The organism is Mizugakiibacter sp. (assembly GCF_039680435.1).
Lineage (GTDB): Bacteria > Pseudomonadota > Gammaproteobacteria > Xanthomonadales > Rhodanobacteraceae > Mizugakiibacter.
In genome coordinates, this window is record NZ_JBDKSX010000015.1 from 1 (window position 1) to 20,985 (window position 20,985).

Below are 20,985 nucleotides of genomic sequence, written 5' to 3' on the forward strand. Positions count from 1 at the left end.
GCAGCCGGGCGCCCGGACGCGGCAGGCTGCGGCGCGGCAGGCGCTGGCGCGCCGGCCGTCCGCGGCGCCTCGGGCACCGGTTCGAACACGCCGGCCGGCGTCGGCGCCCCGGCCACTTCGGCGACGGCGGGCGACCGCGGCGCCGGTGCGGAAGCGGCCACCCGCGCGTCCGCCGGCGCGGTCAGCCGCAGCGACTCGCCGGGGCGGATCGTGTACGGCGCGGCGATGCCGTTCCAGCGCGCCAGCTCCCGGTAGTCGAGGCCGTGGCGGAAGGCGATGCTGTACAGCGTGTCGCCACCCTGCACGCGGTAGCTGCCGGATGCCGGCGCGGCCGCGGACGCGACGGCAGCTCCCGAACCGCCGATCGAGCGGTCGACCACCGGCGCCGGCGAGGTGGCGCAGCCGGCCAGGACCAAGGCCGCCGCCAACGTGCCGCAAAAGCGAAAATGTCGCAGTCGCGTCATGGCCGCAAGCATATCAATGCAGCCAGAACCACCACGCGCCGAGCAGCCCGAGCGCGCCCAGCACGGCCCAGCCCAGCCACTCGATGTGCTGGTGCAGCAGCTGCTCGGCGCGTCGGCCGCCGTAACGCAGCAGCGCCGCGAGCAGGTAGACGCGCTTGCCGCGCCCGACCGCCATGCTGGCGATGAACGGCAGCAGCGGCACGCCGACGATGCCCGAGGCCCAGGTGAAGATCTTCAGCGGCACCGGCACGAAGCCGGCCAGCACCAGGGTCAGGAACACGCCCCACGGGTGCGCGGCCGCGTCGGCGCGCAGGCGCCCGACCCAGGTCTCGATCGCCGGCAGCCAGCCGAGATCGGCGAACAGCGGCTTCACCGCGTCGAACGCGTAGTGGCCGAGCGCGTAGCCGATCAGCGCGCCAAGCAGCGAACCGGCCAGGCTGATCGTCGCGTAGCGCCAGGCGCGCAGCGGCTTGGCCAGCGTCATCGGCGCCAGCATCAGCTCCGGCGCCACCGGGAAGATGAAGGCCTCGACGAAGCTGAGCCCGCCCAGATAGGGTTCCGCGCGCGGGTGCACGGCCCAGCGCATCGCCATTTCGTACAGCGGCTTGAACAGGCGCATCAGACCTTCGTTCCGTGCGTGTGCGCCGCCGCGTGCAGGGCCATCAAGCCAGCCCCCCCAGCAGCGGCACGAAGCTGACGGGGCCCAGCACTTCCGTCTCGACGCCGTCGGCGCCGGCGCGCATGCGCACCAGTTGCTGCTGCCCGCTCGGCCCCACCGGCGCGAGCAGCACGCCGCCCGGGCGCAGTTGCGCGAACAGCTCCTGCGGCACGATCTCGCCGGCGGCGGTGAGAATGATCGCGTCGAACGGCGCCTCCGCCGACCAGCCCAGCGCGCCGTCGTCGTGGCGCGAGCGGATGTTCCCGATCTTCATCTGGCGGAAACGCCGGCGCGCCTGGCGCAGCAGTTCCTCGATGCGCTCGACGGTGAACAGCTCCGGCACCAGCGAAGCCAGCACCGCGGCCTGGTAGCCAGAACCGGTGCCGATTTCCAGCACGCGCTGCGGCACGCCGCCTTCCAGCAGCACCGCGGTCATGCGCGCGACGATCCACGGCTGCGAGATGGTCTGGCCGTGGCCGATCGGCAGCGCGGTGTCCTCGTAGGCGCGCGAGGCCAGCGCCTCGTCGACGAACAGGTGGCGCGGCAGCTTGCGCATCACGTCGAGCACGCGCAGGTCGCGGATGCCTTCCTCGCGCAGGCGCATGACCAGGCGGTCGCGCGCGCGCTGCGAGGTCATGCCCAGGCCCTGCGCATCGCCAGCGCCGCGCGTGAGGGAACCGGTCGGCTTCACGCGGCCTGCTCTTTCGCGTCCGCCATGGACAGCGCGCCGACCCAGCCGGCGATCTTCTCCAGCGCCTGGTAGCGGGTCAGGTCGACCTGGATCGGCGTGACCGAGACGAAGCCGCGGCGCACCGCGTCGAAGTCGGTGCCCGGGCCGTCGTCCTCGGCCGCGCCGGCCGGGCCGATCCACCAGATCGGCCGCCCGCGCGGGTCGGTCTGCGCGATGCACGGCGCCGAGCGGTGGCGACGGCCGAGCCGGCTGACCTCGAACCCCAGGATCTCCCCCCAGGGCCGGTCCGGCACGTTGACGTTGAGGATGGTGTCGGCCGGCAGCGGATCGACCAGCAGCCGCCGCATCACCAGCAGCACCGCCTGCGCGGCGGAATCGTAGTGGATGCCGTGATGGTTCTCGCTGGCCAGCGACACCGCGATCGCCGGAAGGCCGAGATAGCGGCCCTCCATCGCGGCCGACACGGTGCCCGAATAGATCACGTCGTCGCCCATGTTGGACGAGTTGTTGATGCCGGAGACGACGATGTCGGGCTCGTGCTCGAGCAGGCCGGACAACGCCAGGTGCACGCAGTCGGTCGGCGTGCCGGCGACGCGGTAGCGGCCGTCGTCCATGCGCAGCACGCGGATCGGCTGGTCGAGGGTGAGCGAATTGCTGGCGCCGGAGCGGTCGCGGTCGGGCGCCACCACGGTGACCTCGCCGACCGCGGCGAGGCGCTCGGCGAGCACGCGCAGGCCGGGCGCGTCGACGCCGTCGTCGTTGCTGACTAGGACACGCATGAGAATCCGTCGGAAAACCGGGGCCGCGGCGCGCCGCGGCGAGTGCGCAGTTTAGCGGATTCGCCGCGGACCCGCGCCGTGGCTACCATGGCGTCGATGAAGCCGCGCCGCCCGCCCAGCGTCAGCGACGACGACGCCCGCCTGTTCCGCGAAGCGGTGGGACCGGTGCGGCGCGCGCGCGAGGCGGCGCCACCACCGCGCGGCGAACGGCCCGCGCCGCGCCCGCACATGAGCCAGCGCGACGAAGTCGCGGTGATCGGCGATCTGCTGACCGCGCCGATCGACCCGACCGTCGTCGAGGTCGGCGAGGAGCTTGCCTACCTGCGCGACGGCTACCCGCCGCGGATGCTGAAGCGGCTCAAGCAGGGCGGCTACGCGATCCAGGACGAGATCGACCTGCACCAGATGAACGCCGCCGCGGCGCGCGCGACGATCGCGGACTTCCTCGCCGAGAACCTGCGCGCGGGCCGCGCCTGCGTGAAGATCATCCACGGCAAGGGGCTGCGTTCCAGCAGCGCCGGACCGGTGCTGAAAAAGCTGACCGACGGCCTGCTGCGCCGGCATGGCGACGTGCTGGCGTTCGCCTCCGCCCGCGCCGCGCAGGGCGGCACCGGAGCGGTGGTGGTGCTCTTGCGCCGACGCGACTGAACGACCGCCGCCCGGCTCAGCGAGCTTCGACCCCAGGCTTGCGCGGCACGTTGACCCACACGATCGTGGCGCCCTTGGTTGTCGCCCACTGATTGACGCTCGCGACCTTCTCCCAGTCGACGTCGCCGGGGTACATGCCGGAAAGGTTCTGCGGCTTGGTCGTCTCGCCGGCACAGCCGGCCAGCGCGGACAGGGCAACGAGCGTTGCGACGTACAGTGCTGCTCTCATGGTGGCCTCCTTCCGTCGCGGCGGACGGTGAAAACCTGTGAGCAAGACCACTATATGCCGCGCCTCCCGCCACGACGCAAGTGCCGGTGCGAACCGCTCAGGTTGCGGCGAGTTCGCGCACCACGCTGGTGGCGTAGGCGCCGGCCGGCAGCGCGAACGCGAGGCGCAGCGCGTCGGCGCCCGACCACGCCCAGGCGAGATCCCGGGCACGCAACCGCAGCGGCCGGCGTTCGTGTTCCAGGCCGGCCGCCTCCAGCCCGGCCACCAGGTCCGCCATCGGTGCCGCGATGCCACGCTCCAGTTCGCCGCAGGCGCCCGCCGCCGGCGTGTCGCCGCGGCCCCACTGCGGCCCCGAGGGGTGGATGTCGAACGCCGCCAGCCGCGCCGCCAGCGTCGCATCGAAGGGCGCGGGGCCGAACCACGAGCGCGATCCGTCGAGGCACCACAGCTCGCCGTCCAGCGGCGCATCCCAGGCCTGCTGCCGCACACGCTCGGCCAGCACGGCGTTGAACAGGTGCGAGCGGGCGGCGGACAGCAGCAGCCCGCGCGTCGCGCGGTCGACGCGCCGACCGGCGAACATGGCGCGCGCCTGCGCGAGGTTGTCGCCGCCGCGGCCGAAGCGCTGTTCGCCGAAGTAGTTGGGCACGCCGCGCGCCACCAGCGCCGCCAGCACGCGCTCGGCGGCGTCGCGATCGCCGGCGACTTCGCGCAGCGTGAGCACGAAACGGTTGCCGGCCAGCGCGCCGCGCTTCAGCTTGCGCCGGTGCCGCGCCGCCGCCAGCACGCGCACCTCGGCGTGCGGAAACGCCGACCAGTCCGGATCGGCGCGGCCGCCGAGCTGCACGGAAAACGCCTGGCGCGCGATCGCGTGACGGTCCTTCAGGCCGGCAAAGCCGACCGCGACCGGCGCCACGCCGGCGAAGCGCGCCAGCTCGCGCGCCACCCATTCGGTGTTGGCACCACGCTTCTCGACGGTCAGCAGTGCGTGCTCGCCGTCGCCGTCGGCGGCGTAGCCGAGGATCTCCTCGACGACGAAATCTTCCGGTGCGACGCGCAGCCGCGCGGTCAGCGGCGCTCCACCATGCGCGAACGGCAGCGGCGCGTCCATATCAGGCCGACGGCAGCAGCAGGGCGACGGCCTGCGCGGCGATGCCCTCGCCGCGACCGGTGAAGCCTAGCCGCTCGCTGGTGGTGGCTTTGATGCTGATCTGGCCGACGTCGCAGCCGAGATCGACGGCCAGATTGGCGCGCATCGCGTCCGCGTGCGGCGCGATCTTCGGCCGCTCGCAGACCACGGTGATGTCGGCGTTGCCCAGCGTGTAGCCGCGCTCGGCGAGCATGGCCGCCACCGCGCGCAGGAACAGGCGGCTGTCGGCATCGCGCCAACGCGGGTCCGACGGCGGGAAATGCCGGCCGATGTCGCCCAGCGCCAGCGCGCCCAGCAGCGCATCGCACAGCGCATGGATCACCGCGTCGCCATCGGAATGCGCGAGCACGCCCCGGTCGTGGGCGATGCGCACGCCACCGAGCACGACATGGTCGCCCGGCCCGAAGGCATGAACATCGAACCCCTGACCGATGCGCATGGACGACTCCGCGTGATGTCAGCAATCAGCAATCATGCATCGGGCGGCGACGGCGCGCATTCCGGCCGCGGGGCCCCGGCCCTGGCGCCCGCGCAGCCTCAACCGATCCGCGCCAGCAGGAATTCCGCCAGCGCGAGGTCGGCCGGCGTGGTCACCTTGAGGTTGTCCTCGGCACCTTCCACCAGCAGCGGACGGAAACCGGCGCGTTCCATCGCCATCGCCTCGTCGGTGACCGCAACGCCCTCGGCACGCGCGCGCTCCAGCGCCGCAGTCAGCTCGCCGCGACGGAAGAGTTGCGGCGTGAACGCGCGCCAGCGCGCATCGCGCGCCTCGGTGGCAAGCGCGCGGCCGCCTTCGTCGGCGCGTTTGAGCGTATCGCGCAGCGGCGCGCCGAGCAGCGCCCCGCCCGCGGGAATGCCTTCCGCGACCAGCCGGCCGATGTCCTCGTAGCGCACGCAAGGACGCGCCGCGTCGTGCACCAGCACGAAATCGTCCGCCCGCACCGATGCCGGCAGCGCGCGCAATCCGGCCAGCACCGAATCGGCGCGCTCGGCGCCGCCGACCGCCGTGCGCACCGGCTTTTCGCCGAGCGCGGCGACGCCGGTCCACCACGGATCCTGCGCGGCCAGCACCACCATCAGCCCGGCCACGCGCGGGTGCCGCGCCAGCCGTTCCAGCGTGTGCAGCAACAGCGGCCGGCCCGCCAGCGGCAGGTACTGCTTGGGCAGGTCGCCGCCGAAACGCAGGCCGCGCCCCGCCGCCGGCACCACGCACCACAGCGCGGCGGACTCACTTGCCATCGCCGTCCTTCTTCCTGGCGGCGCCGGGTTCGACCACCTGATAGAACGTCTCGCCCGGCTTGATCAGGCCGAGCTCGGTGCGCGCGCGCGCCTCGACCGCCTGCTGGCCGTGCTTGAGGTCGTCCACTTCCGCGGACAGCGCCTGGTTGCGCTGCTTGAGGCGTTCGTTCTCGTCCTGCTGCGCGGCGACGCGCGCGCGCAGCAGGCGGACTTCGCCCATGCCGCCCTCGCCCACCCACAGCTTGAGCTGCAGCGCGATCAGCAGCACCACCAGGATCAGGGCGATCCAGCGCAGCATGCGGACCGGCCCTCCGCGCCGTTCAGCCCGGCAGGCCGGGCAGGTTCGGGAACGCGCCGCGGCCGGCGTAGCGCGCGGCCGCACCCAGTTGCTCCTCGATGCGCAGCAGCTGGTTGTACTTGGCGACGCGATCGGTGCGGCACAGCGAGCCGGTCTTGATCTGCGTGGCCGTGGTGGCCACGGCGATGTCGGCGATGGTGGTGTCCTCGGTCTCGCCCGAGCGGTGCGACACCACCGCGGCGTAGTTCGCCTTCTCGGCCATCGCGATCGCTTCCAGCGTTTCCGACAGCGTGCCGATCTGGTTGACCTTGATCAGGATCGCGTTGGCGATCTTCTTCTCGATGCCCTCGCGGAAGATCGCCGGGTTGGTCACGAACAGGTCGTCGCCGACCAGTTGCACCTTGCCGCCGAGCTTGTCGGTGAGCAGCTTCCAGCCGGCCCAGTCGTTCTCGGCCATGCCGTCCTCGACGGTGACGATCGGGTACTTGGCGCACCAGCCGGCAAGGAAATCGGCGAACTGCGCCGAATCGAAGGACTTGCCCTCGCCTTCCAGGTGGTACCTGCCGTCCCTGTAGAACTCCGAGCTGGCCGCGTCGAGGCCGAGCAGGATCTGCTTGCCGACGGCGCAACCGGCCTTGTGCACCGCCTCGAGGATCGTTTCGATGGCCTCCTCGTTGGAACGCAGGTTGGGCGCGAAGCCGCCCTCGTCGCCGACCGCGGTGTTGAGGCCCTTGCCCTTCAGCACGGCCTTCAGCGCGTGGAAGATCTCCGCGCCGGCGCGCAGCGCCTCGGCGAAGCTGGACGCGCCGACCGGCAGGATCATGAACTCCTGCACGTCGACGTTGTTGTCCGCGTGCGCGCCGCCGTTGACGATGTTCATCATCGGTACCGGCAGGTGACCCGGCTTACCGGCCGCGAGGTACTGCCACAGCGCCTCGCCGCGCGCGGCGGCGACCGCGTGCGCCGCCGCCATCGACACGCCGAGCAGCGCGTTGGCGCCGAGCCGGCCCTTGTTGGGCGTGCCGTCCAGCGCGATCAGCCTGGCGTCGAGCCCCTTCTGGTCGGCCGCGTCGTGACCCTTGAGCGCCGCGGCGATCGTGGTGTTGACGTTGGCGACCGCGTTGCGCACGCCCTTGCCGAGATAGCGCGCCTTGTCGCCGTCGCGCAGCTCCACCGCTTCGCGCGTGCCGGTGGAGGCGCCGGACGGCACCGCGGCGCGGCCCATGCGGCCGTCGGCCAGGGTGACTTCCGCTTCCAGGGTGGGGTTGCCGCGCGAGTCGAGGATTTCGCGGGCGTGGATCTTCGTGATCGTGGTGGTCATCTCGGCGGTTCGCGTCAAGGTGGAATGGGTTTGGGGTGCGGTCTGGCGCCGGCCGACGCCCGGCGAGCGCCGATCCGCCGTCACCGCGCGCCGCGGCTGGACGGCGGCGGGCCGAGACCCGCCTTACGAAGCGTCAGTCTCCAGGAAACCGGCCCGCTTGACCGCGCGGTCGATCTCGCAAAGAACTTCAAGAAGCGGCTCTATCTTGTTGAGATACCAGGCATTCGGGCCGTCGGACAGCGCCTTGTCCGGATCCGGGTGGGTTTCCATGAATACACCCGACACCCCGGCCGCCACCGCCGCGCGCGCCAGTACCGGCACGAACTCGCGCTGGCCGCCGGAGCGGCCGCCCTGGCCGCCCGGCAACTGCACCGAATGGGTGGCGTCGAACACCACCGGACAGCCGGCCTCGCGCATCACCGCGAGGCTGCGCATGTCCGACACCAGGTTGTTGTAGCCGAAGCTGGCGCCGCGTTCGCACACCATGATGTCCGCATTGCCGGCCGCGCGCGCCTTCTCGACGACGTGCTTCATGTCCCAGGGCGCGAGGAACTGGCCTTTCTTGATGTTGACCGGCCTGCCCGCGCGGGCGACGTTCTGGATGAAATCGGTCTGCCGGCAGAGGAAGGCCGGCGTCTGCAGCACGTCGACCACCGCCGCGACCTCGTCCAGCGGCGTGTATTCGTGCACGTCGGTCAGCACCGGCACGCCGATCTGGCGCTTCACCTCGGCCAGCACCTTGAGGCCTTCCTCCAGGCCCGGACCGCGGAAACCGCTCACGGAAGTGCGGTTGGCCTTGTCGAAGCTGGATTTGAAGATGAAGGGAATGCCGAGCCGGCCGGCGATTTCCTTCAGCTTGCCGGCGGTGTCGAGCTGGAGCTGCATCGACTCGATCACGCAGGGGCCGGCGATCAGGAACAACGGCCGGTCGAGGCCGATCTCGAATCCGCAAAGCCTCACGCGACCGCCTCCCGCGCCAGCCGCTGGCCGTGGCGCAGCATCTTGTACTGGCGTGCGGCCTCGATGAAGCCGATGAACAGCGGGTGGCCGTCGCGCGGCGTCGAAGTGAACTCGGGGTGGAACTGGCAGGCCAGGAACCACGGATGCTGCTGCGCGGGCAGTTCGACCATCTCCACCAGCAGGTCGTCCATCGACTTGCCGGCGATCACCAGGCCGAGGTCCTCGAACTGCTGGCGGTAGCGGTTGTTGAATTCGAAACGGTGGCGGTGGCGCTCGCGGATCACGTCCTGGCCGTACAGCCGGCGCGCCAGCGAACCCGCCTTGAGCCGGCACTCCTGCGCGCCCAGGCGCATGGTGCCGCCGAGATCGGAGCCTTCGTCGCGGCGCTCGACGTCGCCGGAGGCGGTGGTCCACTCGGTGATCAGGCCGATCACCGGATTCGGCGTGTGCTTGTCGTTCTCGCTGGAGCCGGCGTCGGCGATGCCGGCGACATTGCGCGCGAAGTCAACCACCGCCGCATGCATGCCGTAGCAGATGCCGAAATAGGGGATGCCGTGCTCGCGCGCGTAACGGGCGGTCTGCACCTTGCCCTCGAAGCCACGCTTGCCGAAGCCGCCGGGTACCAGGATCGCGTCCACGTCGCCGAGCAGCGCCTGCGCGTCGCCGGACTCGACCTGCTCGGAGTCCAGCCACTTCAGGTTGACCCGCGTGGACTGCTTGATGCCGCCGTGGCGCAGCGCCTCGCCCAGCGACTTGTAGGCGTCCTTGTGCTCGACGTACTTGCCGACGATGGCGACGGTGACCTCGTCCTTCGGGTGCTCCGCGGCCGCGACCGTGCGCTCCCACTCGGACAGGTCGGCGGGCTTGGCGTCGAGGCGCAACTGCTCGACGACGATGTCGTCCAGGCCCTGCGCATGCAGCCACAGCGGCAGCTTGTAGAGGATGTCGACGTCGACCGCGCTGATCACCGACTTCTCGGGCACGTTGGTGAACAGCGCGATCTTGCGGCGCTCGCTGTCCGGCAGCGGCTGCTCGCAGCGGCACAGCAGCACGTCCGGCTGGATGCCGATCGAGCGCAGTTCCTTCACCGAATGCTGGGTCGGCTTGGTCTTCAGCTCGCCGGCGGCGGCGATGAACGGCACCAGGGTCAGGTGCATGAACATGCACTTCTGCGGGCCGTGCTCGATGCGCCGCTGGCGGATCGCCTCGAGGAACGGCAGCGACTCGATGTCGCCGACCGTGCCGCCGATCTCGACCAGCGCAACGTCGTGATCGCGCGTCGCCTCGTAGACGCAGTGCTTGATCTCGTCGGTGATGTGCGGGATCACCTGCACGGTGGCGCCGAGGTAGTCGCCGCGGCGCTCCTTGCGGATCACGGCCTCGTAGATCTTGCCGGTGGTGATCGAATGCTTGCCGGTCAGGCGGGTGCGCACGAAGCGCTCGTAGTGGCCGAGGTCGAGGTCGGTCTCGGCGCCGTCGTCGGTGACGTAGACCTCGCCGTGCTGGAACGGGCTCATGGTGCCTGGATCGACGTTGATGTACGGATCCAGCTTCATCAGGGTCACGTTCAGGCCGCGCGCCTCGAGGATGGACGCGAGCGAGGCCGAGGCGATGCCCTTCCCGAGGGAGGACACTACGCCGCCGGTGACGAAGATCAAGGGGGTCATGGACAGCAGCTCGTGCTGGTAAAGCCTCATTTTACAGACTTGGTCCGCAACCCGCGAGCGCCGGCCGGCGCGGCCGCGGCGCGCATGCCCGGCGGATCGTGTGCGATGCGTAGCAGCTGCGCCGGCGCGGCGCGGCTAGGATGGCGTCCCCTGCTAGCATCCGCCGCCATGACCCAGCCCATTCCCGAGCGCCTCGCTGCGCTGCGCGACGCGATGCGCGAACGCGACATTGCCGCCTGCGTCCTGCCGACCGCCGATCCGCATCTGTCCGAATACCTGCCCGCGCGCTGGCAGGCACGGCAGTGGTACTCCGGCTTCAGCGGCTCCGCCGGCACGCTGGTGGTCACCTCCGATCGCGCCGGGCTGTGGACCGACTCGCGCTACTTCGAGCAGGCGGAGCGCGAGCTCGACGGCAGCGGCATCGCGCTGATGCGCCTCGTCGTGCCGCACGCGCCCGAGCACGTGGACTGGCTGTGCGCGCAGATCCGTGCCGGCCAGCGCGTGGCGGTGGCGGGCGACAGCATCGCCGCCGGCGCGGCGGCGACGCTGCGCGAGGCGCTCGCCGCGCACGGTGCGAGCCTGGTCGCCGAGGATCCTGCCGGAGACGCCTGGACCGGGCGCCCGCCGCTGCCGTCGGCGCCCGCCGTCGAGCATCCGGCCGCGTTCGCGGTGCGCGCCCGCGCCGACAAGCTCGCGTCCGTGCGCGCGGCGAAGCAGGCGGCCGGCGCCAGCCACCATCTCGTCAGCAGCCTGGACGACATCGCCTGGCTGACCAACCTGCGCGGCACCGACGTGCCCTACAACCCGGTATTCGTCGCCCACCTGCTGCTGACCGCGGACAAGGCGACCCTGTTCGTGCCGGCTGGCAAGATCGGCCCGGTGCTGGAAGCCGTGCTGGCCGCCGACGGCGTGCGCCTCGCGCCCTACGCCGGCATCGCCACCGCGCTCGCCGCGCTGCCGCGCGGCGCGCGCCTGCTGTTCGACCCCGAACGCGTCGCCTGGGCGACCGCCGACGCCGTGCCCGCCCACGTCGAGCGCATCGCCGCCGCCAACCCGAGCACGCTGGCGAAGGCGTGCAAGAGCGCCGCCGAGCTGGGGCACGTGCGCGAGACGATGCGCCAGGACGGCGCCGCGCTGGTGCGCTGCGCGCGCTGGCTGGACGAGGCGCTGGCGCGCGGCGAGCGGGTCAGCGAACTGGACGTCGACGCGCGCCTGCGTACGTTGCGCGCCGAGCGCGCGCACTTCGTCGGCGAGAGCTTCGCCACCATCGCCGGCTACATGGCCAACGGCGCGCTGCCGCACTACCGCGCCACGCCGGAACGCCACGCGACGGTCGCGCGCGACGGCCTGCTGCTGATCGACTCCGGCGGCCAGTACCTCGGCGGCACCACCGACATCACCCGCGTGTGGGCGTTCGGCGCCACCACCGTGGAGCAGCGCCGCGACGTCACCCTGGTGCTGAAGGGCGTGATCGCGCTCAGCCGCGCGCGCTTCCCGGCCGGCACCAGCGGCCAGCAACTGGACGCGCTGGCGCGCGCGCCGATCTGGTCGGCCGGCATCGACTACGGCCACGGCACCGGCCACGGCGTCGGCTACTTCCTCAACGTGCACGAGGGGCCGCAGTCGATCCGCCCGCCGCGCGCGGGCGCACGCTTCGAGCCGCTGCGGCCCGGCATGATCACTTCGATCGAACCCGGCATCTACAAGCCGGGACGCCACGGCGTGCGCATCGAGAACCTCGCCGCCACGGTACCCGCCGGCGACGGCGAGTTCGGCGAATTCCTCGCCTTCGAGACGCTGACGCTGTGCCCGATCGACAGCCGCGCGCTGGAGCCCGCGCTGCTGGAGCCGTCCGAGCGCGCCTGGCTGGACGCCTACCACGCCGGCGTGCTGGAAAAGCTGGCGCCGCTGCTGGACGACGCCGGCGACCGCGCCTGGCTGCAGCGTCGCTGCGCGCCGCTGCAGCCCGCGTGAAAAGAAAACGCCCCGGGCCGTTGCGCGGCCCGGGGCGAAGCGTCGAACGAAAGCGCCGGCGCGCTCAGCGCCCGGCGGGCGCGTCCTTGCCGCCGTCGTTCTTCTTCGACGGTTTGTGCGTACCGGACTCGCCGCGGCGCTGCGTATCGGCCTTGCCGTCGACCGCGGCGCTGCCGCCCGCATCGGCGTGGCCGGAGGCCTCGACGCCCGCGCCCGCGACGGACCCGCTGCCGTCCGCACCCAGTTCCGAATTGGCGGCCGCCTGGCCGCTGCCGTCGTTGACGCGGTCGAGCGCGGTCTGGCTGGCGTGCGTCGCGCCCTGCGCGGCATCGCGCGCGGTGTCGCGCACGCTGGTGCCGACCTGGCCACCGGCCGCCTGGGCATCCTGCACCGCACCGGTCACCGCGCTGCCGTGCGTGTCGGCCGCGGCCCCGGCCTGCGCGGCCGCGTCCGGCGCGGCGTGCTTCGTCTTGCGGTGCGCGCGCTCGGCGGCGCGCGTCGCCGCGGCATCGGCCGGGTCGGTCGCCCGGTTCAGATCGCCGGCGGCGCCGATGCGGCCGCCCGCCGCGCCGTTGAGCGCGCCACCGCCGACGCCCACTTGGCCACCCACCTGCCCGGCCACGCCGCCGCCGATGCGTGCCCCGCCCACCTGGGCGTACGCCGGCAGCGCCAACGCACCCGCCACCATCATCACCAGCATCGTCTTGCGCATGATTGCCTCCTCGCACTCGTGGATCGCCGCAGGGTCGGCGACGCCCACGAACCTAGGCGTCCGTGCCGATACGCATACTGAACCGGCCCGGCACCGCTTCAGCCGATGGACAGCTTGCTGAAGTGTGGCTTGACCGCGCCGCGCACGCCCGCCATCCTGCCCGGCTCCCCCGCACCACCACGCGCAAACCTGGCATGAGCAGCCGCTACAACGCCGCCGATATCGAAGTCCTCTCCGGCCTGGAACCGGTCAAACGCCGGCCCGGCATGTACACCGACACCTCGCGCCCGAACCATCTGGTGCAGGAGGTCGTGGACAATTCGGTCGACGAGGCGCTGGCCGGGCATGCGAAGAACGTCGAGGTCGTCCTGCACCCGGACGGTTCGGTGGAGGTGAGCGACGACGGTCGCGGCATGCCGGTCGACATCCACCCGGAGGAAGGCATCCCCGGCGTCGAACTGATCCTGACCCGCCTGCACGCGGGCGGAAAGTTCTCCAACAAGAACTACGCCTTCTCCGGCGGCCTGCACGGCGTCGGCGTGTCGGTGGTCAACGCGCTGTCGTCGAAGGTGGAGGTCACCATCCGCCGCGACGGCCAGGTGCACCGCATGAACTTCAGGGACGGTGACCGCGCCGGCCCGCTGGAGGCGATCGGCAGCGTGCCGAAGAGGCAGACCGGCACCACCGTGCGCTTCTGGCCGGACCCGAAATACTTCGACTCGCCGAAGATTTCGCTGCCGAAGCTCAAGCACCTGCTGCGCGCGAAGGCGGTGCTGTGCGCCGGACTGACGGTGAAGCTGACCGACGCCGCCAGCGGCGAGGTCGACAGCTGGTACTACGAGGACGGCCTCGCCGACTACCTGCGCAGCGAGCTGAAGGGCGCCGAGGCGCTGCCGGCCGAGCTGTTCGTCAGCCGATTGCAGCGCGACACGGAAGGCCTGGACGTCGCCTTCGCCTGGGTGCCCGAGGGCGAACTGGTGCAGGAGAGCTACGTCAACCTGATCCCGACCGCGCAGGGCGGCACCCACGTCAACGGCCTGCGCTCGGGCCTGACCGAGGCGCTGCGCGAGTTCTGCGACTTCCGCAACCTGCTGCCGCGCGGCGTCAAGCTGGCGCCCGAGGACGTGTGGGACCGCATCGCCTTCGTGCTGTCGCTGAAGCTGCAGGATCCGCAGTTCTCCGGCCAGACCAAGGAGCGGCTGTCCTCGCGCCAGGCCGCCGGCTTCGTCGAGGGCGCCGCGCACGACGCGTTCTCGCTGTGGCTGAACCAGAACGTGGAACTCGGCGAACGCATCGCGCAGATCGCCATCGAGCGCGCCGCGGCGCGGCTGAAGGCCGAGAAGCAGGTGGTGCGCAAGAAGGTGACGCAGGGCCCGGCCCTGCCCGGCAAGCTCGCCGACTGCGCCTCGAGCGACCTCTCGCGCACCGAGCTGTTCCTGGTCGAGGGCGATTCTGCCGGCGGCTCGGCCAAGCAGGCGCGCGACAAGGACTTCCAGGCGATCCTGCCGCTGCGCGGCAAGATCCTGAACACCTGGGAGGTCGAATCCGGCGCGGTGCTCGGCTCGCAGGAAGTGCACGATCTGGCCGTGGCGATCGGCTGCGACCCCGGCAAGGACGACCTCGCCGGGCTGCGCTACGGCAAGGTGGTGGTGCTCGCCGACGCCGACTCCGACGGCCTGCACATCGCCACCCTGCTGTCCGCGCTGTTCCTGCGCCACTTCCCGGCGCTGGTGCGCGAGGGCCACGTGTTCGTGGCGATGCCGCCGCTGTTTCGCGTCGACGTGGGCAAGCAGGTGTTCTACTGCCTCGACGAGAACGAGAAAGCCGCGATGCTGCAGCGCATCGAGCGCGAGAAGATGAAGGGCCAGGTCAGCGTGACCCGCTTCAAGGGGCTCGGCGAGATGAACCCCGCGCAGCTGCGCGAATCCACCATCCACCCCGACACGCGCCGGCTGGTGCAGCTCACCGTCGACGACGGCGACAGCACCGCGCAGTTGATGGACATGCTGCTGGCGAAGAAGCGCGCCACCGACCGCAAGGCGTGGCTGGAGGAAAAGGGCGACCTCGCCTCGCTGGAGGTCTGAGGCGGCTACGCGCTGCGCCGCCGGTGCAGGCCCGGCGTGGCCTCGGCGTGGACGGCCCACAGGCGCCTGAGCTGCCGCGCCGAAGCGAGCCCGGCCTGCGCCGCCGCGGCCTCGACGCTGTCGCCGGCGGCCAGCGCCTGCCGCGCCAGCGCCACCCGCAGCCGCGCGTGGTAGTCGTGCACCGACATCCCGGCCGCGTCGCGGAAGCGCCGCGTCAGCGTGCGCACGCTCATGTGGCCGAGTTCGGCCAGCCGTTCCAGCGGCCAGTCGCGCTGCGGCGCCCGCGCCAGCGCGTCCTGCACGCGGTGCACGCGCATGTCGAGATGGTTGCGGCCCTGCAGCCACGGCGACAGCGCGGGATCGTCGGGCGCGCGGCGCAGGTACACGACCATCTCGCGCGCGACGTCGGCCGACAGCCGCGGCGAAGCCATCTCCGCGATCAGGTGCAGGGCGAGGTCGATGCCGGCGGTGATGCCGGCGCTGGTGTAGACGCCGCCGTCCTCGACGAACACGCGGCTGTCCAGCACCTCGGCGTGCGGCGCCGCCTGGCGCAGGGCGTCGATCAGCGTGTGGTGGGTGGTGCAGCGGCGGCCGTCGAGCAGGCCGGCACGCGCAGCCATCAGCGCGCCCGAGCAGATGCAGGCCAACCGCCGCCCGGGACCGACGCGACGCAGCCAGCGCGCGATCGCGCGGCCGCCGCGCGAATCGCTGGCGCCGGCGTCGCCGGCCGCACCGCAGACGATCAACAGCGCGTCGGCGTCCGGCGCTTCCGGCGGCGGCTCGACCCCGACCAGGCCGAGGCCGAGCGAGGTCGGCACCGGCTGCCCCGGCTCGATCGCCGCGGTCACGCGCGGACGGAAACCCGCGCCGAAGTCGGCCGCGATGCGAAACGCCTCGGCCGCGCCGGCGAAGTCCAGCAGGACCACGCCGGGCGGCAGCACGAACCAGACGTCAGTCGCCGGCGAGGACGGCATCGACGCTGCGGATGCGGGCAAAACGGCCATCGAGCACCAGCTCCGTGCGCTGCTTGATCTCCTCCACATCGTAGCGGCGGCCGCTGCCGGTGTGGACCATCGGGAAGGTCAGCGTGGCCTCGGTCACGTAGTCGACCCGGAAACCGAGGTCCGAGGCGACGCGGGCGGTGGTCTCGCAGCACTGCTCGGTGCGGATGCCGGTGACGATCACGCGGCGGATGCCGCGCTCGCGCAGCCAGGCCTGCAGCCCGGTGTCGGTGAACGCGTTGTGCACGCCCTTGTGGAAGGTCACCGCGGCCTCCTGCGGCATCCACTCCAGCGGACGCACCAGCCCGGACTCGGGGGTGAAGCCCTCGTCGTTGTCCTGGTGCAGGATGCGCACCACCGGCCAGCCGCGTCCGGCGGCGCCCTGCAGCAGGCGCAGCACGGCGTCGCGGAACGCGGGCACGTCGTCCTCGCGCCAGTAAGGGGCGTGCAGGAACGACTGCTGGATGTCGATCGCGAGTACGGCGGTATCGGCGGACATGGGACACGCTCCATCGGGGAAAGGAGACGCCACTCTAGGCAGGCAGGGCGCGCCCGACGAGCACCGGCCGGGACCCGATGCGGACGGATCCGGCCACGCCCGACGGCCCGTTCGCGGCGCCCCGCGGGCTTTGCGCGCGGACGCGGCGGCGCTATCGTGGCGATCCGCCCCGACGAGATGCCCGCATGGCCCTGCCGCCGCCGATCGACTTCAAGCGCTGGATCGACGAGCACCGCCACCTGCTCGTGCCGCCGGTCGGCAACAAGTGCGTGGTCGACGGCGACTTCATCGTGATGGTGGTCGGCGGCCCCAACGCGCGCACCGACTACCACTACGACGAGGGTCCCGAGTTCTTCTACCAGCTCGAGGGCGAGATGGTGCTGCGTGTGCAGGACGACGGCCGCGCGCGCGACATCCCGCTGCGCGCCGGCGAGATCTTCTACCTGCCGCCGCGCGTGCCGCACTCGCCGCAGCGCATGCCGGGTTCGGTCGGTCTGGTGATCGAGCGCAAGCGCCTGGCCGGCGAGAAGGACGGCCTGCTGTGGTTCTGCGAGCGCTGCAACCACAAGCTGTACGAGGAGTACTTCACGCTCGGCGACATCGAGCGCGACTTCCCGCCGGTGTTCGAGCGCTATTACCGCTCGCTCGACGCGCGCACCTGCAAGGCCTGCGGCCACGTGCATCCGGCGCCGGACAAGTACCGCTGAAGGCGCCCCGGCCGCAGCCGGACGCGCGCCGGCAAGGCGCCGACAGCCGCGCGACACGGCGCCGGCGACCGCATCGGCGCGCCGACGCGCACGTCGGCATCGGCGCATTCCGCACCGGCAGCGTGATCGGCAGCACGCCGCCGCCGCGGCGATCTGCGGTTAAACTCGCTGCATGCTGAAGATCGACACCCACGCCCACATCCTGCCGCGCGACTGGCCGAACCTGGCCGAGAAGTACGGCGACGACCGCTTCGCGGTGATGACCCACACCGACGGCTGCCATCGCATCTACAAGGACGGCAGGTTCTTCCGCGAGGTCTGGGACAGCGCGTTCGATATCGAGCACCGCATCGCCGACTACGCCGGACACGGCGTCGACGTGCAGGTGGTGTCCACGGTGCCGGTGCTGTTCTCCTACTGGGCCAAGGGGCACCAGGCGCTGGAGCTGCACCGGCATCTGAACGACCACGCCGCCGGGCTGTGCCGCGCGCACCCGCGCCGCGTCGCCGGTATCGGCACCGTGCCGCTGCAGTCGCCGCAACTGGCGATCCAGGAACTGGAGCGCTGCATGGACGAGCTCGGCCTGCAGGGCGTGCAGATCGGCTCGCACTGCAACGACTGGAACCTGGATGCGCCCGAGCTGTTCCCGTTCTTCGAGGCCGCCGCCGACCTCGGCGCGGCGATCCTGGTGCATCCGTGGGACATGATGGGCCGCGAGAGCATGCCGAAGTACTGGCTGCCGTGGCTGGTCGGCATGCCCGCCGAACAGTCGCGCGCGGCCTGCTGCCTGATCTTCGGCGGCGTGCTGGAGCGCCTGCCGAAGCTGCGCGTCGCCTTCGCCCACGGCGGCGGCAGCTTCCCGTACACGATCGGCCGCATCGAGCACGGCTTCCGCATGCGCCCCGACCTGGTCGCCACCGACAACCCGCGCAACCCGCGCGAGTACTTCGACCGGCTGTACTTCGATTCCTGCGTGCACGATCCGCAGGCGCTGGCCTACCTGCTCGACGTGGTCGGCGGCGATCGCGTGATGCTCGGCACCGACTACCCGTTCCCGCTGGGCGAACAGCAGCCCGGCCGCAGCATCGAGGCGCTCGGCCTCGACGACGCCCGCCGCGCACGCCTGTTCCACGGCACCGCCCTCGAATGGCTGGGCCTGCCCCTCCACCGCTTCCAGTGACCCCGGAGCTTCCATGAACCTGCGCCACGCCCTGCCGACGCTCGTGCTCGCCCTGGCCCTGCCCGCCGCCTACGCGGGCGATTACGCGCTGGCCGACGGCGGCGTGCGCTTCAGCGCGCCGTCCGACTGGAACGCGATCATGGAGAAGACCGAAGGCGATCCGCAGTTCATTGCCTTCCAGGTGCGCGATCCTTCGCCCAGCGCGGCCGACTCGCTGGCGCGTGTGACGGTCAGCGCGCGCCGCATCGCCAACGACGACGCCTTCGCGCAATACGTCCGGGACCAGCTCGCGCACGCCAAGGGGCTGAGCGGCTACCAGCCGGCCGCGGGCGCGCCCGCGGCGAACCGCAGCGACTACAGCGCGACCGAGAGCAAGGTGCGCTACAGCTACAGCGAGCGCTACTACCACAAGGGCATGCTGGCCGTGCAGTTGCGCTGCGTGCGCCCCGCCGCCAGCCAGGCCGGCCCGGCGTGGGCGGCGGCATTCGACCGCGGCTGCGACGACGTCGCGGTCAGCCTGCAGCGCTGAGGTCGCGATGCACGCCTACGAAGCAACGGAAGCCTGGGCGCTGGCCCAGGACGCCGCCGATGCGCTGGCGCCCTTCCGCGGCGAGTTCCTGATCCCGCCGCACGGCGGCGGCGAACAGACCTACCTGTGCGGCAATTCGCTGGGCCTGCAGCCGCGCGCGACGCGCCAGGCGCTGCTCGACGAACTGGACGACTGGGCGAAGCTCGCCGTCGAGGCGCACTTCCGCGGCCGCCACCCGTGGATGCCCTACCACGCCGAGGTGCGCGAGCACCTCGCCGAGCTGGTCGGCGCGGAAGCGGCCGAAGTGGTCGCGATGAACTCGCTGACCGTCAACCTGCACCTGATGATGGTGAGCTTCTACGTGCCGACCGCGGAACGCCACGCGATCATCATCGAGCGCAGTGCGTTCCCGTCCGACCGCTACGCCGTCGAATCGCAGATCCGCTTCCACGGCCACGACCCCGCCGAGGCGCTGATCGAGCTGGAACCGGACGAACCCGGCGGCACGCTGTCGATGCAGGCGATCGAGCGCGCGCTCGACGAACACGGCCACCGCACCGCACTGGTGCTGCTGCCCGGCCTGCAATACCTCACCGGCCAGGCGTTCGACCTGCGCCTGATCAGCGAGATGGGCCACCGCAAGGGCTGCGTGGTCGGTTTCGACCTCGCCCACGCCGCCGGCAACCTGCGCGTGCCGCTGCACGACAGCCATTGCGACTTCGCGGTGTGGTGCAGCTACAAGTACCTGAACTCGGGTCCGGGCGCGGTCGCCGGCTGCTTCGTGCACGCGCGCCACGCGCAGACGCCGCGGCCGCGCTTCGCCGGCTGGTGGGGCCACGACCAGGCCACGCGCTTCAGGATGGGCCCCGAATTCGTGCCCACGCCGGGCGCCGAGGGCTGGCAGTTGTCCAATCCGCCGATCCTGGCGCTGGCGCCGCTGCGCGTGTCGCTGGAGATCTTCCACCGCGCCGGCATGCAGCGGCTGCGCGAGAAGTCGAAGCGGCTGACCGGCTATCTCGACTGGCTGGTGCGCAGCCGGTTGCAGCGCGTGCTCGAAGTCGCCACGCCGGCCGAACCGTTCCGTCGCGGCTGCCAGCTCAGCCTGCGCGTGAAGGGACCGCGCGACGCCGGCCGCGCGCTGTTCGAACACCTGTCCGCGCACGGCATCGTCGGCGACTGGCGCGAGCCCGACGTCATCCGCGTGGCGCCGACGCCGCTGTACAACCGCTACGTCGACTGCCTGCATTTCGCCGAAGCGGTCGAGGCTTGGGCCGCGGCGCGCTGAGGCGCATATCGGCGGGACGAAAAAAGGCCCCGCAAGGCGGGGCCATGATCTGCCGAATCCGTGGGGCTTCGCCGTCTCCGACCGCCGCGCTGCTGCGGCGGCCGGAGAGGCGTCGGCACACGGTTGCCGTCAGCGCGTGCGCGTGGTCTTGGTGGTGGTCTTGGTGGTGATCTTGGTATCCCACTTCCACCACCAGCGCTTGCCAGGCTTGTGCGACTTGCCGCCCGAAGCGCCGCCGGTCGTGCCGCCCGAAGTGCCACCCGAGGTGCCGTCGGTCGTGCCGCCCGTCGTGCCGCCCGAAGTGCCGCCCGAGGTGCCGTCGGTCGTGCCGCCCGTGGTGCCGCCCGTGGTGCCGCCCGTGGTGCCACCCGTGGTGCCACCCGAAGTGCCGTCGGTCGTGCCGCCCGTGGTGCCGCCCGTCGTGCCGCCCGTCGTGCCGCCCGTCGTGCCGCCCGTGGTGCCGCCCGTCGTGCCTCCGGTATCGGTACCGCCAGTCGTACCACCAGTCGTACCGCCGGTCGTACCGCCCGTGGTGCCGCCGCTGGTGGTGCCTTGATCCGGCACGGCGCCGGCCGGCAGTTGCACCATGTAGGCGTCGATATCGGTGCTGCTGCTGGTGCCCCAGTTCGAGTTGAACAGGATGCGCGTGAAGTCGCGGTTCACCGCCGCCTGCGGCTCCGCCCAGTAGCCGCCTGCGGCGTTGCTGTGGTGGAACGCGATGTTGTAGATCCGCGGGCTCGCCTTCAGCTCCAGCGCGAACAGATGGTCCATGTACCAGCGGTGCGTACCCGTGCCCGCGTAGGTGCCGATCAACGCCCAGCCCGGCTTGTTGTACGCCTTCATCGAGATGTGCATCGCCGTCGCGCTGCCGCTGATGTAGGTCGGCATCAGGTCCGTGCGCACCCCCGTGTCG

At 71.8% G+C, this 20,985-nt stretch carries 23 protein-coding genes; 7 read left to right on the forward strand and 16 right to left on the reverse strand.

The window, feature by feature from the left end; all coding sequences use genetic code 11:
* From ABFC67_RS01240 to surE, 4 genes are all read right to left on the reverse strand, one after another.
* Positions 1-416, reverse strand: a 416-nt coding sequence (locus ABFC67_RS01240) for a LysM peptidoglycan-binding domain-containing protein (protein ID WP_346736216.1), incomplete at its 3' end; no start/stop codon positions are given.
* Positions 417-477: 61 nt separating this feature from the next.
* Complete coding sequence (locus ABFC67_RS01245; protein ID WP_346736217.1) at positions 478-1,083, reverse strand: YqaA family protein; 606 nt, start codon at positions 1,081-1,083, stop codon at positions 478-480.
* 43 nt (positions 1,084-1,126) lie between these two features.
* Positions 1,127-1,759, reverse strand: a complete 633-nt coding sequence (locus tag ABFC67_RS01250) for a protein-L-isoaspartate(D-aspartate) O-methyltransferase (RefSeq protein ID WP_346736236.1) — start codon at positions 1,757-1,759, stop codon at positions 1,127-1,129.
* Between the two features lie 50 nt (positions 1,760-1,809).
* A complete protein-coding gene (surE, locus tag ABFC67_RS01255; protein WP_346736218.1) occupies positions 1,810-2,592 on the reverse strand; it encodes a 5'/3'-nucleotidase SurE in 783 nt (260 codons plus the stop codon).
* A gap of 96 nt (positions 2,593-2,688) precedes the next feature.
* Between surE and ABFC67_RS01260 the strand changes: the two genes are divergently transcribed.
* Complete coding sequence (locus ABFC67_RS01260; protein ID WP_346736237.1) at positions 2,689-3,240, forward strand: Smr/MutS family protein; 552 nt, start codon at positions 2,689-2,691, stop codon at positions 3,238-3,240.
* Between the two features lie 16 nt (positions 3,241-3,256).
* Here the strand turns inward: ABFC67_RS01260 and ABFC67_RS01265 are convergent, their stop codons facing one another.
* From ABFC67_RS01265 to ABFC67_RS01300, 8 genes are all read right to left on the reverse strand, one after another.
* Positions 3,257-3,469 (reverse strand): hypothetical protein, encoded by a 213-nt coding sequence (locus tag ABFC67_RS01265; RefSeq protein WP_346736219.1) that lies wholly within the window; start codon positions 3,467-3,469, stop codon positions 3,257-3,259.
* Positions 3,470-3,566: 97 nt separating this feature from the next.
* On the reverse strand, positions 3,567-4,577 hold the full coding sequence (gene truD, locus ABFC67_RS01270; protein WP_346736220.1) for a tRNA pseudouridine(13) synthase TruD: 1,011 nt from the start codon (positions 4,575-4,577) through the stop codon (positions 3,567-3,569).
* 1 nt (position 4,578) lies between these two features.
* The gene (gene ispF, locus ABFC67_RS01275; RefSeq protein WP_346736221.1) at positions 4,579-5,055 is read right to left on the reverse strand and encodes a 2-C-methyl-D-erythritol 2,4-cyclodiphosphate synthase; all 477 of its coding nucleotides are present in this window, start codon (positions 5,053-5,055) and stop codon (positions 4,579-4,581) included.
* Between the two features lie 98 nt (positions 5,056-5,153).
* The gene (gene ispD, locus ABFC67_RS01280; RefSeq protein ID WP_346736222.1) at positions 5,154-5,855 is read right to left on the reverse strand and encodes a 2-C-methyl-D-erythritol 4-phosphate cytidylyltransferase; all 702 of its coding nucleotides are present in this window, start codon (positions 5,853-5,855) and stop codon (positions 5,154-5,156) included.
* Complete coding sequence (gene ftsB / locus ABFC67_RS01285; RefSeq protein ID WP_346736223.1) at positions 5,845-6,153, reverse strand: cell division protein FtsB; 309 nt, start codon at positions 6,151-6,153, stop codon at positions 5,845-5,847. The genes ispD and ftsB overlap by 11 nt, the downstream gene beginning before the upstream one ends.
* A gap of 22 nt (positions 6,154-6,175) precedes the next feature.
* Positions 6,176-7,474, reverse strand: a complete 1,299-nt coding sequence (eno, locus tag ABFC67_RS01290; RefSeq protein WP_346736224.1) for a phosphopyruvate hydratase — start codon at positions 7,472-7,474, stop codon at positions 6,176-6,178.
* A gap of 123 nt (positions 7,475-7,597) precedes the next feature.
* Complete coding sequence (gene kdsA, locus ABFC67_RS01295; protein ID WP_346736225.1) at positions 7,598-8,434, reverse strand: 3-deoxy-8-phosphooctulonate synthase; 837 nt, start codon at positions 8,432-8,434, stop codon at positions 7,598-7,600.
* Positions 8,431-10,101, reverse strand: a complete 1,671-nt coding sequence (locus ABFC67_RS01300; protein ID WP_346736238.1) for a CTP synthase — start codon at positions 10,099-10,101, stop codon at positions 8,431-8,433. The genes kdsA and ABFC67_RS01300 overlap by 4 nt, the downstream gene beginning before the upstream one ends.
* Before the next feature lie 168 nt (positions 10,102-10,269).
* Between ABFC67_RS01300 and ABFC67_RS01305 the strand changes: the two genes are divergently transcribed.
* Positions 10,270-12,075, forward strand: a complete 1,806-nt coding sequence (locus ABFC67_RS01305) for an aminopeptidase P family protein (RefSeq protein ID WP_346736226.1) — start codon at positions 10,270-10,272, stop codon at positions 12,073-12,075.
* 64 nt (positions 12,076-12,139) lie between these two features.
* Here the strand turns inward: ABFC67_RS01305 and ABFC67_RS01310 are convergent, their stop codons facing one another.
* Positions 12,140-12,787 (reverse strand): hypothetical protein, encoded by a 648-nt coding sequence (locus tag ABFC67_RS01310; protein ID WP_346736227.1) that lies wholly within the window; start codon positions 12,785-12,787, stop codon positions 12,140-12,142.
* 194 nt (positions 12,788-12,981) lie between these two features.
* On the opposite strand from ABFC67_RS01310, the gene parE reads away from it, so the two are divergent.
* Positions 12,982-14,871: a DNA topoisomerase IV subunit B gene (parE, locus tag ABFC67_RS01315; protein ID WP_346736228.1), complete on the forward strand. Its 1,890-nt coding sequence runs from the start codon at positions 12,982-12,984 to the stop codon at positions 14,869-14,871.
* A gap of 5 nt (positions 14,872-14,876) precedes the next feature.
* Here the strand turns inward: parE and ABFC67_RS01320 are convergent, their stop codons facing one another.
* Together ABFC67_RS01320 and ABFC67_RS01325 are read right to left on the reverse strand one after the other, a co-directional pair.
* Positions 14,877-15,845, reverse strand: coding sequence for a helix-turn-helix domain-containing protein (locus ABFC67_RS01320; protein ID WP_346736229.1), 969 nt, complete (start codon positions 15,843-15,845; stop codon positions 14,877-14,879).
* On the reverse strand, positions 15,823-16,371 hold the full coding sequence (locus ABFC67_RS01325) for an isochorismatase family protein (RefSeq protein ID WP_346736230.1): 549 nt from the start codon (positions 16,369-16,371) through the stop codon (positions 15,823-15,825). The genes ABFC67_RS01320 and ABFC67_RS01325 overlap by 23 nt, the downstream gene beginning before the upstream one ends.
* Before the next feature lie 185 nt (positions 16,372-16,556).
* Between ABFC67_RS01325 and ABFC67_RS01330 the strand changes: the two genes are divergently transcribed.
* The 4 genes from ABFC67_RS01330 (at position 16,557) to kynU (ending at position 20,072) form a co-directional block, all read left to right on the forward strand.
* Entirely contained in the window at positions 16,557-17,078 is a 522-nt protein-coding gene (locus ABFC67_RS01330; RefSeq protein ID WP_346736231.1) for a 3-hydroxyanthranilate 3,4-dioxygenase, read from the forward strand.
* A gap of 172 nt (positions 17,079-17,250) precedes the next feature.
* A complete protein-coding gene (locus ABFC67_RS01335) occupies positions 17,251-18,258 on the forward strand; it encodes an amidohydrolase family protein (RefSeq protein ID WP_346736232.1) in 1,008 nt (335 codons plus the stop codon).
* A gap of 13 nt (positions 18,259-18,271) precedes the next feature.
* Positions 18,272-18,787 carry a hypothetical protein gene (locus ABFC67_RS01340; protein ID WP_346736233.1) on the forward strand — a complete coding sequence of 172 codons (516 nt, stop codon included), beginning with the start codon at positions 18,272-18,274 and terminating at the stop codon, positions 18,785-18,787.
* 7 nt (positions 18,788-18,794) lie between these two features.
* A complete protein-coding gene (gene kynU, locus ABFC67_RS01345; protein ID WP_346736234.1) occupies positions 18,795-20,072 on the forward strand; it encodes a kynureninase in 1,278 nt (425 codons plus the stop codon).
* A gap of 129 nt (positions 20,073-20,201) precedes the next feature.
* On the opposite strand, the gene ABFC67_RS01350 is transcribed toward kynU, so the two are convergent.
* A partial coding sequence (locus ABFC67_RS01350) for a hypothetical protein (RefSeq protein WP_346736235.1) occupies positions 20,202-20,985 on the reverse strand: 784 nt, incomplete at its 5' end.